This is a genomic window from Campylobacter concisus, assembly GCF_002913545.1.
Lineage (GTDB): Bacteria > Campylobacterota > Campylobacteria > Campylobacterales > Campylobacteraceae > Campylobacter_A > Campylobacter_A concisus_AV.
Genome location: NZ_PPBR01000049.1, coordinates 1 through 13,056, shown reverse-complemented (window position 1 = coordinate 13,056; position 13,056 = coordinate 1). Strand labels below are relative to the sequence as shown.

Below are 13,056 nucleotides of genomic sequence, written 5' to 3'. Positions count from 1 at the left end.
ATTATTTATTTGCGCGCTCAATGTACTCACCACGAACGGTATCAACGCGGATGACCTCGCCTTCTAGTACGTGAAATGGTATCTGAACTACCGCGCCACTCTCAAGAGTAGCTGGCTTTTTGCCGCCTTGTGTGTCGCCCTTGAAATTTGGTGGAGTTTCAACTATCTTGAGCTCGACTACTTGTGGCACTTCAACGCCGATTGCGTTGCCGTTGTGAAATAAAATTTCAACCATCATGCCATCGATCATCCATTTTTTAACATCGCCCACATCCTCGTCGCTGATCGCAACTTGCTCGTAAGTAGTCGTGTCCATAAACTGGCAAAACTCACCATCATCATAGAGGTACTGCATCTCTTTTTCTTCAAGATGCGGTTGCTCGCACTTATCGCCTGCGTGAAAAGTCTTTTCAAGAACCTTTCCGTCGACAAAAGATTTGATCTTTGCACGAACAAAAGCTGCACCCTTGCCCGGTTTAACGTGTTGATATTCTACGATTTTATAAGGAACGCCATCGATCTCGATCTTTAGTCCCTTTTTTAGATCGCCCATTGAATATGAAGCCATTTTTTATCCTTTCGTAATTTGTTATATAACTGCGTATTGAGCCCAAACACAAGCTTCAAGTGCGTTTAATCTCTCTAGCGTTTCTGTTTTTATATGTTCATCAACCAAGATGACCGCAAGTGCCATGCCGTGTTCATCTCTACCAAGACGGAAGTCAGCGATATTTATCTTCTCATCAGCTAAAATTTTACTGATCTGAGCGATAACACCTGGTACGTCGTGGTTTTTAAAGATGATCATCTTGCCTTTTGGCTTGAAGTCAGTTTTAAAGCCATTTATCGTCACGATGCGTTGCTGATTTTCACCAAATACCGTGCCGCCAACCGTTGCGATGCCTTTTTCGGTTGTGATGCGAACGGTGATTTTGTTTTTGAAAATGCTATCTCCGCCAGCAATGGTTTCTGTGACTATGCCTTTTTCATCGCATAAAAATTTAGCATTTACATAGTTTATCGCATCACCCAGACTCTCTTTTAGCGCGCCAACTATAGCAAATGTTAGAAGCGAATTTGCATATTCGCTAATCTGCCCGTGAGTTTCTATGCGGATAGCCTTGATAGCGCTTTTGTTGATCTGAGCTGCCAAGAAAGCCATCTTGCTTGTAAGCTCGATATAAGGCTCAACAAATGGCGGTAGATCTTCTGTTTTGATCGGTAAATTTAGAGCGTTTGGATAGCTTATGCCGCGTGCTGCCAAGATAGCCTGCTCGACTGCCTCAACTGCGATATTGCGCTGTGACTCGAGTGTGTTTGCTCCAAGGTGCGGTGTGACGCTTACATTGTCTAGATCAAGAAGTGGATGGCTTGTCGCTGGCTCTTTTGTAAAAACATCGATACCAGCAAAAGCTACCTTGCCACTTTTTAGCCCCTCATAAAGCGCCTCTTCATTATAAAGGCCGCCTCTAGCGCAGTTTATAAGCCTTACGCCATCTTTCATCTTCGCTATCTCTTTTGCGCCGATAATGTCGGTGGTCTCTTTTGTTTTTGGAGTGTGGATCGTGATGAAGTCACACGCCAAGATATCATCAAAATTTTTAGTGTAAGTGCCGCCCATATCGATAACTTTAGATGGATCGATATATGGGTCGTACGCAATGATATCCATGCCAAAAGCTTTTGCGCGAGCTGCTACTCTTGAGCCGATGTTGCCAAAACCGATCACACCTAGCTTTTTCTTAAACAGCTCAACTCCATACCACTTCTCGCGTTTCCAAATTCTATCTAGCTTTAGGTCGTTGTGAGCGTATTCAAGTGATCTTGCAGCTGCTAGCATGTGTGCCATAGTTAGCTCAACTGCTGCGATAGTATTTGCAGTTGGGACGTTCATAGCGATGATGCCTCTTCTTGAACAGCCATCTATATCAACGTTATCCACGCCAACACCAGCTCTAACGATAGCTTTTAGCTTCTTGCCAGCTTCTAAAAACGCTTCATTTACCTCAGTCGAGCTTCTAGTGATCGCGACATCAGCCTCGCCTAAAATTTTTAAAAGCTCGTCTTTTGGGGTATTAACTGCGTCTATTACATTTATATCTTGTTCTTTTTTTAAAAGTTCAAAACCTACTGGGTGTATCGCATCGCAAACAATGATAGTTTTCATAATTTTACCTCTCTCACACTTGAGTGGATATCGTAAACTCTTAGCTGCAAAATGATATTTTGCAAAAGCCTTGAGTCTTGGGTATTTAAAAAGATCTGGCTCTTAGCCCCATCTCTTACTACAGTAAAATCAACCTCGCTATTTCGCAAAGTCTGCATCAAGCAGAACATAGAGTAGATGTCGTTTTTATCTATCAAAAGTTCGTATGCTGTGATCTTTGGCTTTTCTATCTTAGGTCGGTTGTATTCTATAAAAATTTCATTTACGGGCAATACGTAATCTTTTTTCTTAATAGTTGCCAGCTCATTGATCCAGTTTTCACTGCCAGCTGTGTTTTTGGTTATATTTTGCTCACTTGTAATATTTTTTTCAGTAGTTTGGCTGAAATTTACACTTGCAAATTTAACAAGATAAACTCCAACCAAACCCAACATCACAAAAAGCAGAACAACTACTAATAAAAGCGTGCGTCTGCCCATTTATACTAGCGTAATTGTTCTTTTATGATGTCGCCAAGTGTTACTTTGTCGTCGTTGTCATTGATCTCATTTAACACTTCACGCTCTTTTTGTTTTGCTAAACGGCGTATGCTTAGGCGAATTCTATTTTTCTTCTCATCGATAAATGCGATAGCAGCTTCGATCTCATCGCCGATCTTTAGCGTGCTAGCATCTACGCTACCTAGATCTTCTTTGCGGATTAACGCATCGACATTATCGCCAAGCTCAACAAATACGCCAAAGTCTTTAATGTCACGGATCGTTCCTTTTACGATGTCGCCTACACTAAATTTATTAGCAAATGCCTGAACTGGACTTTGTTTTAGATCTTTTAGGCTTAGAGAAATTTTTTGCTCAGCGCTGTCGATTTTGACGATCTTTACTTCTAGCTCATCGCCAGCTTTAAACATATCTTTGCACTTGTCATTTCTATCCCAAGATGCATCTTCGTTGTGTAGCAAGCCCTCAACGCAGCCTACTCTAACAAATGCGCCAAAATTTGTGATAGTCGTCACAACGCCTTTTACTACGTCACCCTCTTTGAATTTAGCTTTAAATTCATCAAATGGCTTTGGAAGTAAATTTTTAAGACTCACTCTTAAGCGGTGTCCTTTTGCGTCTATTTCGATAACCTCAACATCGATCTCTTGGCCTTCGCTAATGTGATCTTTTGGATTTTTGATATTTTTATCCCATGAAATTTCAGATATATGTAAAAATCCTTCAATATCATTTCCAAGATCGACAAATGCGCCATAAGGCTCGATATTGCTAACTGTTACTTTGATAGTGTCGCCAACTTCTAGACCATCATTTATGATCTCTTCCCAAGGATCTGGAGTAGCAGCCTTGATAGATAGAGATAGATGGCGTTTTTCGTTGTCATAGCTGATAACTTTAACTAAAACTTTATCGCCTTCTTTGTATAAAGAGCTAGGATTTACTGGACCTTTGTAGCTTATCTCGCTGTAATGCACAAGTCCGTCTACACCGCCTACATCAACAAACATACCATAAGTTGTGATTTTCTTAACTGTGCCCTCTATAACACTATCGTTTTCTACTATGTTTGATAGAGCTTCTTTACGTTTTTTGCGATCGTCATCTAAAATTTTCTTTCTTGAGACAACGATGCTATTCTCTTCTTTATCAACTTTTATAACTCTTACTTTGTATGATTTTCCAACTACACCATCAGCGTTTTTAAATCCGCTGTGCGTTCTTGGCAAGAAAAATTCTACGCCATTTGCATCTTGAGTGATAAAACCACCTTTATTTTTTCCAACTACTTTTACGTCGATTTCGCCAGAATTTTCAGGATCGTAAGCTTCGATGAAAGCTTTAACTTTCTCTTTTCTAAGTGCTTTTTTGTGCGACACTATAGGTCTTCCATTTCTTGATCCAGTTATTACAACTTTGATCGTATCGCCAACTTTATGCGTCAGGTTGCCGTTTGCATCAGTGATCTCAGAAACATTTAAAATGCCTTCTGACTTCTTGCCAACGTCGATTAAAACCTCATCGCCATTGATACTGACGATCTTTGCGTCACTATCTTCTTCAGTCTTTTTAAAAGACTCCTCTAACATCGCAGCAAAATCGATATCTTCGATATCTTCGTCTTTTGCTTTTCCTAATTGAACACTTTTGTTCACAGCCATCTTGATCCTTTAAATTTTATTATGCCAGTAGAGGCAAATTGGCTTATTATAGTTAATTGTGGCTTTAGCTAGGATAAATTTTATACTTTTTTGATTCTGTCAACGACTTTTTGTATGATCCAGTCAGGTGTGCTAGCACCCGCACTTATGCCACACAAATTTTTACCGTCAAACCATGATCTTTCAAGCTCTTCTTCGCTTTCAATGAGATAGCTATCTTCGCAGAAATTTTTAGATATTAGGTAGAGTTGTTTTGTGTTTGAGCTGTTTTTGCCGCCGATTATTATCATGACGTCGGCTCTTTTTGCTAAATTTTTAGCAGCCTCTTGGTTTTCAAATGTCGCGTTGCAGATCGTATTAAAAACGCGTAGCTCTTTTGCATGAAGCATGAGATAGTTTGCGATCTGCATAAATTTCTCAACTTTTCTAGTAGTTTGGCTAACGAGCGCGACCTTTTGCTTAAATTTAATGCCCTCTAGCTCGCTCTCTTCAAGCACGACATAGACATTGCCCTTGGCATACGACTTCACCCCTTTTACCTCTGGGTGGTGCACGTCACCAAAGATCACCACATCATAGCCCTCTTCGCTCATTTTTTCGCAAATTTGTTGTGGCTTTGTTACAAACGGACAAGTTGCGTCGATCACTTTTATATCGGTCTTTTTTAGCTCTGAAAGGTCGTTTTTAGTGATGCCATGAGTGCGGATGATCGCCTTTTTCTCATCTTTTAGCTCATCTATACCCTCAAGTGTCTTTACATTGTAGTTTTTCTCAAGCCTGTTTATCTCTTCGTTGTTATGGATGAGCGGGCCGATAGTTGCAGCATCTCCAGCATTTTCAGCTATCTTTATCGCCCTTTTTACGCCAAAGCAAAAGCCATAACTACTAGCAAGCTCGATCTTCAACTCTAGCTCCCATTTTCTTTAAAATTTCAGCAAAATTTGGAAACGAAGTGGCAATAAATTCGCTCTTTTCTATCTGCATGCCACATTTTAGTCCAAGTATGGCAAAGCTCATGGCGATCCTGTGATCTCCGTGGCTATCTATCGTGGCAAATTTAGCCTCAGAGCCATTTATGATAAAGCCATCTTCAAGCTCGCTAGCGTCGACACCGCACTGCTTCAGCGCATTTATCGTGACAGCTATCCTGTCACTCTCTTTTACGCGAAGCTCTTTTGCGTTTGTTAGCTTGCTTTGACCCTTTGCGCAGGCAAATGCGATTGCTAAAGCTGGGGCTTCGTCGATGAGCCACGAGATATTTTCGCTAACCTCTACACCTTTTAAATTTGGCGAGTACTTAACTTCAATATCACCGATATCTTCGTATTTGCTTGAGGTTTTGTGAAATTTTATCTCAGCACCCATTTTCTCTAAAACTCTGTAAGCTTCGATGCGAGTTTTATTTAGCAAGATATTTTTTAAAATGATATGCGAATTTGGGATGATTAGAGCTGCAACTGCAAAGAAAAATGCCGAGCTTGGGTCATTTGGCACGTCTATGTCAAGTGGCGCAAGTGGGCCTTTCATCGGCTCTAGAGTGATCTCTAGCTCGTCACGCTTTATATCAGCTCCCATGCCAGCAAGCATGCGCTCAGTGTGATCTCTGCTTAGCTCTGGCTCGCTAAATTTGCAGCCATTTGAGTAAAGAGCCGCTAGCAAAAGCGCGCTTTTTACCTGGGCTGAAGCGATCTTACTATCAAAACTAAATCTTTCAAATTTAGTCCCTCTTATGCAAAGAGGAGCGTTGTTTGCGTCGTTTGCACCATCTATCTTTGCACCCATATCATTTAGAGGCTTTGCTATCCTTGCCATCGGACGAGAATTTAAGTATTTATCGCCACTTAATACAAAAAAGCCCTCCTGTGCAGCTAGTAGCCCCATAAAAAGCCTCATTGCCGTGCCAGAGTTGCCACACTCTAAAATTTCATTTGGCTCTTTTATCTTTTGTGGTGGAGTGATCGTTATCTCAGCTCCGTTATCTTCGATCTTTGCGCCAAGGAGCTCGACGATCTTTAAGGTATTTAGCGTGTCGCCTGCTCTTAGGTAGTTTCTAACATGAGATGGCTTGTCGCTTAAAAGCGAAAACATCGCGCATCTATGCGAAATAGACTTATCAGCCGCGATGTCATCGATAGTTAAATTTAGACTTTTTTCTAGTGGATAAATTCTCATCTTATTCCGATATTTAGTTTCTCTTTTAGCTCACTTAAAATTTTATCCATAAGCGCGTTTATATCGTCATCTTCGAGCGTTTTTTCCATATCTTGGAATGTAAATTTAAGGCTAAGGCTAATCGCGCCATTTAGTTTTGCATCTTTATAGATATCAACTGGCAAGAACTCTTTTAACTCTTTTAAATTTAGCCCTCTTATGCACTCATAAATTCGTCCAGCCTCGAAATTTTCAGGCACGATGAGGCTAAGATCCCTTATAGTGCTTTGAAATTTTGAGTATGACACTGCTAAGATCGGCTCAAATTTAAGCTTTGCAAAATCAATCTCGCAGACATAAGTTTTTGGCAGATCCCTTTTTGCCTCTACTCTTGCATCGACTCTGCCGATATAGCCGATCTTTTCGCCATTTTGGTAGAGATGTGCCTGCTCGTATGGGCTAAGATATGAAATGCCCTGGCAAGGTTTTAGCTCAAATTTGCCTATGACATTTTGAACCATCGCTGCAAATGCGTAGAAATTTGCCTCCTCGCCCTTTGCGCCATTTATAAGTGTTGGCTCTTTTAAGAGACCTGATACGACAAAGCCTAAATTTAAGCCTTGGTTTGCATTTTCATCAAAAACTTCGCCAAGCTCAAAAAGCCTAACTAAGCGTTTTGAGTTTTTGATATTTTTCTCGCTTGAGCTTAGAAGGTGATTAACAAGTGCCGGTCTAAGCGTGTTTAGCTCGTTGTTTATAGGATTTAGTATCTTGATCTTGCAAGGCTTGAAATTTAGCTCACTTAGCTCATCAAGGCTGTCAAATACGTAGTGCACGCTTTCAAAAAAGCCATTGTCAGCTGCACGGTGCCTTAAATTTAAAGCATTTTTATAGTCAAAATATGTCTTATTTAGCCTATTTTTCTCAGAGAAATTTAGCGGCGTTGAGGCGATATTGTCGATACCTATTATCCTTACGATCTCCTCGCAGATATCATGAGAATTTACGATGTCATGGCGAAATAACGGCACTTTTACGTTAAAGCTCTCTTGCTCAACATTTACCGCGATCTCAAAGCCAAGTTTCTTTAAAATTTTAACGACATCGTTTCTTGCAACCTCTTGACCGATCATATTTTTAAGCTCGCCAAGTGAGATGCTAAGCGTGATAGGCTCGGTGCCAAGTAGCGACTGCTGCGAGCCCGCAAAAAGACTTAGGCTATCTTTAAAGCTAGCTAGTCTTTTAAAAAGATAGTCCGCCCCATAAGCTAAATTTGGCTCACTACCACGGCTTGAGCGATAAACTTGATCGCCTTTTGGTAAATTTTTATTTTCAAAAATAGCTTTTGAGACAACATCTGGTTTTACATAGCTAGCCTCTATCAAGATCACCTTTGAGCCCTCATCAACCCTAGCCTCATCGCTTTGGTAAATTCCAGCAACACCTAAATTTTTATCCTCGCAAAAAACCACGCACTCGCCATTTTCGCCATTTTTGATGTCAAAAACTGCTTTTTCGCCCTCGTCCACAAGCTTAGCGTGATCATAAGCTCTAAATAAAACGCCCGTGCAAAATGTCGCGTATTCAAGCAGTCTTTCTACTAAATTTGTCTTTTGGCACTCAATTAGAGCTAGCCTCAACCTAGTTAATAAATTTTCACTTAATGCATTTTTTAGCTCAAATGCTTTATATAAAAATGAGCCATTTACCTTATCTTCAGTCCGCACAGATGCGATCCTGCCGATGCCTAGTAAATTTTCACTATCTTCATTTTCGTGGCTATCTTTCATATTTATATCAAGCGCAGTGCAAATTTCTCTTGCGATGCCGTGTAAATTTTGGCAGTCGCCTCTGTTTGCTGTGACATCAACCTCGATGATCACATCTTTAAACGCTTCAAATTCACCAAGGCTTGTGCCAAGTTTTAGTTTGCCGATACTCTCATCAAGTGGCAAGATGCCGTCATTTGTCTTAGGTAGCCCTAGCTCAGTTGAAGAGCAGATCATACCGCAAGACTCGATGCCTCTTAGCTTTGCCTTTTTGATCTCAAGACCATTTGGCATCGTTGTGCCAATGAGCGCAACTGGCACAAACTGACCAGCCTCGACGTTTTTAGCCCCACACACGATCTGAAGCGTTTCGCTACCAACATCAACCTGACAAACGCTTAGCTTATCGGCGTCTGGGTGCTTTTCTCTGCTTTTTACATAGCCCACCACAACGCTTTTTGGTAAATTTATCTCTTTATAGCTATCAACTTCTAAACCGATTGAATTTAATGTCTTTGAAAGTGTCTCGCCGCTAACCTCGCCAAGGTCGATCCACTCGTTTAACCAATGCTTTGAAATTATCATTTAAACTGCTCCAACAATCTTAAATCTCCCTCAAAAAGTGACCTTAGATCAGGCACTCTATGAAGCAACATCGCAAATCTCTCAACGCCAAGGCCAAAGGCATATCCACTTACATTTTTATAGCCAACCGCCTTAAATACATTTGGATCAACGACGCCGCATCCAAGCACCTCAAGCCATGTAGTCTGCTTACACACCCTGCAGCCCTTGCCATGGCAGAATATACAACTAATATCAACCTCTGCGCTAGGCTCCGTAAATGGGAAAAAGCTAGGGCGAAAGCGCACTTCAACGTCGCCAAACATGTGCTTTAAAAAGCCCTCTAGCATTGATTTTAAATTTGCAAAGCTAACTTTGTCTGCGTCCTCCACCACAAGGCCCTCAACCTGGTGAAACATCGGTGTATGCGTTAAGTCCATATCACGTCTAAAGACAGTGCCTGGCGCTATCATGCGAATAGGCGGCTTTTGATTTAACATAGTTCGCACCTGAACTGGGCTCGTATGCGTCCTTAAAAGTCTAAAATCATCTAGGTAAAATGTATCTTGCATATCCCTTGCTGGGTGGTATTTTGGTAAATTTAGCGCCTCAAAGTTGTGAAAATCATCTTCTATAAGCGGTCCAGTTTCAAGTGAGAAATTTAGCGCCAAAAAGTATTCAATTATCTTATCCATCGTGGCCATCACAGGATGCAGCGCCCCGCTAGCAACAGGCTCGTTAAAGAGCGTGATATCAGCGGCCTCTTTTTTCATCTTGCTATCTATCTCTTGCTCGCTAAGCTCGGTCTTTTTCGCCTCGATAAGCGCGCTTAGCTCATCTCTTTGCTTATTTAAATTTGCTGCAAATTCCTTTTTCTCATCCTCGCCAAGCTCTTTTAGCTTCGCAAAGCCTTGCGCCAAGATGCCCTTTTTGCCAAAAATTTCTACCCTGACCTTCTCAAGATCATCAAGAGTTGAAATTTCATTTTTGATTTTGTTAATGAAATCTTGCAATTTTTTACCTTTATGAATTTTTGCATCGATTTTATAGAAAAAGAGTTAAAATCAAGATAAAAAGCGCGAAATTTAAGCACACTTTGATATAATTTCTCAAACTTTCAAAGGAGCTAAAATGACCATATTTGAAAAGATCGTTGCTGGTGAAATTCCTTGTAACAAAGTGCTTGAAAGCGAGAAATTTCTAGCTTTTAACGACATCAACCCAAAAGCGCCGATCCACATCCTCATCATCCCTAAAAAACACTACAAAAACTTCCAAGAGATGGATCCAGTTTTGATGGGTGAGATGACCAAATTTATCCAAGAAGTGGCGAGCTTAATGGGCGTTGATAAGAGCGGATACCGCCTTATAACAAACTGCGGCGAAAACGGCGGTCAAGAGGTTATGCACCTACACTTTCACCTACTTGCTGGCGCAAAACTTGGCTGGAGCGAAGGCGTAGCTGATCCACAAAGCACATTTTAAAAATAAAATTTAGACTCTTTTTGAGTCTAAATTTCACTTCAAATTTTTACTTTTAAAACATCTAAATTTAAATAAATTTATTTCCTAGCAGCTTTTACCGCTTCAAGTAGCTCTTCAAAGCCTGCTTTACTTGAGTGCTCGACATCTTTTAGTATCTCGACACCTGCTAAATGTCCATTATCTTTGTCAGCAAAAATCGCCATAGCCTTATCTAGTCCGTGATGGACATTTTCGTGGTGCGCAGCTATGCTTGAGAGAGTTTTTGGATCTTTTATGATGGTATTTTTCACATCTTTTTCATACCACTTTCCAAATCTACACTCATGCACGTCTTGAATTTTATTTATCTCGCCAAGCAAGACGCCTCGGTAGCCATTTAGCTTCATGTTGATGTGATCTATCTTGCCGTTACTTACATTGACCTCGTTTGTTACGTTTAGGGCTTGATTTAGGATGTTTTGCGTGTTGGCATTTACGCTTGAGATGTTGCCCTCAAAACCGCCTAAAATTTGCATCGCATTTGCTGAAATTTTAGAGAAACTCTCACTCATTTCGATCATTGTGTTTGCACTTTGCTTAAGGCCATTTATATTTACTTCAACCTCAAGCGTCGCCTTTTGCGTGCGCTCTGCAAGCTTTCTAACCTCATCTGCAACGACAGCAAAGCCTCGTCCATGCTCACCAGCACGAGCCGCCTCTATAGCAGCATTTAGCGCTAGCAAATTTGTCTGATCTGAGATGTCTTTTATGAGATTTATGATCTCAACGATAGAATTTACGCTTCCATCAAGCGAAGAGGCGTCGTTTGAGAGATCGCCGCTCATCTGGCTCACTTGCTCGATCGAGCTTAAAATTTCAGCCGTTTGAGACTTTAGCTCGCCTGTTTCTTTAAAAGTTTTCTCATTTAAATGGTTTATATTTTCAAGCATTTTTAGGTTTTCTTCAATGGTTGATTGCAAGAAATTCATACCATCTTGATAGCTAGTAAGCAGCAAATTTACAGCCTCTTGCTTATCCTTAGCTTGCTCTTTTGGCTCGCAAGTTTTGGCATTTTTTAGCTCATTTTTAAGTGCTAAAATTTCAGCCCTTAAAGCTTCATTTTCTCTCTCTAAAGCTTCATTTTTACTACCAAGCTCTTTGCTTTTGCTGTCAAAAAACATTTTTCACCCTTTAAAATTTGTAAATTACACGTAATTATAACTCTTTTTACTTAAGCCAGTCGTCTAAAATTTGAATTTGCTCTTCAACACTTTTATTTGCCGTGCCACCTTTTGAAGTGCGAGCCTCTTTTGAAGCGTGCAGATCTAGAAATTTGATGGCATTTTCATCTAAATTTTCATCGACACTTTTTAGCTGCTCTTTGCTTAGCTCACTTAGATCAAGCCCCAAGCTTTCTGCCTTTGCAACAGCCTTGCCGGTGATAAAGTGCGCCGTTCTAAATGGGATATCTTTCTCACGCACTAGGTAGTCCGCTAGATCAGTGGCACTTAGATGCCCTGTTTTTGTCGCTTTTAGCATATTTTTTTCATTAAATTTAGCAGTTTTTATCATCTCGTTTAGGATAGTAGCCGAGCTTAAAATGGTCGCAACACTATCAAAAACGCCCTCTTTATCTTCTTGCATATCTTTATTGTAAGCAAGTGGCAAGCCCTTCATCGTAGTTAGCAGCGCTACTAAATTTCCATTTACACGCCCAGTTTTGCCGCGTATGAGCTCAGCGACGTCTGGATTTTTCTTTTGAGGCATGATGGAGCTACCCGTGCTGTAAGCGTCACTAATGCTTACAAAGCCAAATTCCTGCGAGCTCCAGAGTATGAGCTCCTCACAAAGCCTAGAAGCGTGCGTCATAAAAACGCTAATGTTAAATAAAATTTCAAGCGCAAAGTCGCGGTCGCTCACACTATCCATCGCATTTTGCGTGCAACCTGCAAAGCCAAGCTCGCTTGCAACGATAGTTCTATCTATCTTATGAGGCGTGCCTGCAAGGGCTGCTGAGCCAAGCGGACTTAGATTATTTCGCTCATACGAGCTGACAAATCGCTCAAAGTCCCTTTTAAACATAAACGCGTAAGCTAGCAAATGGTAGCTAAGGCTTACTGGCTGGGCGTGCTGAAGGTGCGTGTAGCCTGGCATTAGCGTATCTTTGTGGTTTTTGGCTAAATTTGCAAGCGTGGCGATGATCTCTTTAATGAGAGATGAAATTTCTAAATTTTTCTTCAAAACATAAAATTTAAAATCAAGCGCGACCTGATCATTTCTGCTTCTAGCTGTGTGAAGTCTGCCACCAAGCTCAGCTCCGATGATCTCGCTAAGGCGCTTTTCAACCGCCATGTGGATATCCTCGTCCTCTATCTTAAAAGCAAATTTACCAGCTCTCATCTCAGCCAAAACCTCATCAAGCCCTTTTATGATCGCCTCTGACTCGTCTTTTTTCAAAATTCCGCAAATTCCCAGCATTTTAGCGTGCGCTTTACTGCCAGCGATGTCCTCTTCAAAAAGATTTTTATCAAAATTTATAGAAGCGTTAAATTCCTCAAGCAACTTCGAGCTAGCCTCGCTAAATCTACCCTCCCACATCTTTTTGTGAGTATTTTCATCTTTTTTCATAGCTTTGCCTTTGATTAGTTTTGCGTGATTTTAACAAAATGGTGCTTAAGGCGCTCAATTAGCTTTAAAATTAATGTAAATGCTTTGAATTGACTTTATTTTTATAAGCTTATGATATAAATCAAGATAAAAAGTTATATTAAATTTTATAT

General features: G+C 40.7%; 11 protein-coding genes and 1 pseudogene. 1 reads left to right on the top strand and 11 read right to left on the bottom strand.

The window, feature by feature from the left end; translation table 11 throughout:
• Nucleotide 1 precedes the first annotated feature (1 nt).
• The 8 genes from efp to pheS all read right to left on the bottom strand — a co-directional run bounded on the left by efp (nucleotide 2) and on the right by pheS (nucleotide 9,825).
• A complete protein-coding gene (gene efp / locus CYP05_RS03445; RefSeq protein ID WP_004317246.1) occupies nucleotides 2–568 on the bottom strand; it encodes an elongation factor P in 567 nt (188 codons plus the stop codon).
• Between the two features lie 21 nt (nucleotides 569–589).
• Nucleotides 590–2,170 carry a phosphoglycerate dehydrogenase gene (gene serA / locus CYP05_RS03440; RefSeq protein WP_258031505.1) on the bottom strand — a complete coding sequence of 527 codons (1,581 nt, stop codon included), beginning with the start codon at nucleotides 2,168–2,170 and terminating at the stop codon, nucleotides 590–592.
• Nucleotides 2,164–2,646 (bottom strand): hypothetical protein, encoded by a 483-nt coding sequence (locus tag CYP05_RS03435; protein WP_004317226.1) that lies wholly within the window; start codon nucleotides 2,644–2,646, stop codon nucleotides 2,164–2,166. The genes serA and CYP05_RS03435 overlap by 7 nt, the downstream gene beginning before the upstream one ends.
• 5 nt (nucleotides 2,647–2,651) lie before the next feature.
• Entirely contained in the window at nucleotides 2,652–4,328 is a 1,677-nt protein-coding gene (locus tag CYP05_RS03430; RefSeq protein ID WP_103642005.1) for a 30S ribosomal protein S1, read from the bottom strand.
• A gap of 80 nt (nucleotides 4,329–4,408) precedes the next feature.
• Entirely contained in the window at nucleotides 4,409–5,233 is an 825-nt protein-coding gene (locus CYP05_RS03425; RefSeq protein WP_103642004.1) for a 4-hydroxy-3-methylbut-2-enyl diphosphate reductase, read from the bottom strand.
• Nucleotides 5,214–6,500, bottom strand: a complete 1,287-nt coding sequence (aroA, locus tag CYP05_RS03420; protein ID WP_103642003.1) for a 3-phosphoshikimate 1-carboxyvinyltransferase — start codon at nucleotides 6,498–6,500, stop codon at nucleotides 5,214–5,216. Before aroA ends, CYP05_RS03425 begins: the two co-directional genes overlap by 20 nt.
• Entirely contained in the window at nucleotides 6,497–8,833 is a 2,337-nt protein-coding gene (gene pheT, locus CYP05_RS03415) for a phenylalanine--tRNA ligase subunit beta (RefSeq protein ID WP_103642002.1), read from the bottom strand. Before pheT ends, aroA begins: the two co-directional genes overlap by 4 nt.
• Nucleotides 8,830–9,825 (bottom strand): phenylalanine--tRNA ligase subunit alpha, encoded by a 996-nt coding sequence (gene pheS, locus CYP05_RS03410; RefSeq protein WP_103642001.1) that lies wholly within the window; start codon nucleotides 9,823–9,825, stop codon nucleotides 8,830–8,832. Before pheS ends, pheT begins: the two co-directional genes overlap by 4 nt.
• Before the next feature lie 118 nt (nucleotides 9,826–9,943).
• Between pheS and CYP05_RS03405 the strand changes: the two genes are divergently transcribed.
• Complete coding sequence (locus CYP05_RS03405; protein WP_004317216.1) at nucleotides 9,944–10,297, top strand: histidine triad nucleotide-binding protein; 354 nt, start codon at nucleotides 9,944–9,946, stop codon at nucleotides 10,295–10,297.
• 77 nt (nucleotides 10,298–10,374) lie between these two features.
• Here the strand turns inward: CYP05_RS03405 and CYP05_RS10340 are convergent, their stop codons facing one another.
• From CYP05_RS10340 to argH, 3 genes and pseudogenes are all read right to left on the bottom strand, one after another.
• Nucleotides 10,375–10,683: a CZB domain-containing protein gene (locus tag CYP05_RS10340; protein WP_430747659.1), complete on the bottom strand. Its 309-nt coding sequence runs from the start codon at nucleotides 10,681–10,683 to the stop codon at nucleotides 10,375–10,377.
• Nucleotides 10,684–10,740: 57 nt separating this feature from the next.
• Nucleotides 10,741–11,046: pseudogene (locus CYP05_RS10335) on the bottom strand (methyl-accepting chemotaxis protein); the annotation flags it as partial.
• A gap of 457 nt (nucleotides 11,047–11,503) precedes the next feature.
• Nucleotides 11,504–12,904: an argininosuccinate lyase gene (argH, locus tag CYP05_RS03395; protein WP_103641999.1), complete on the bottom strand. Its 1,401-nt coding sequence runs from the start codon at nucleotides 12,902–12,904 to the stop codon at nucleotides 11,504–11,506.
• Nucleotides 12,905–13,056 lie beyond the last annotated feature (152 nt).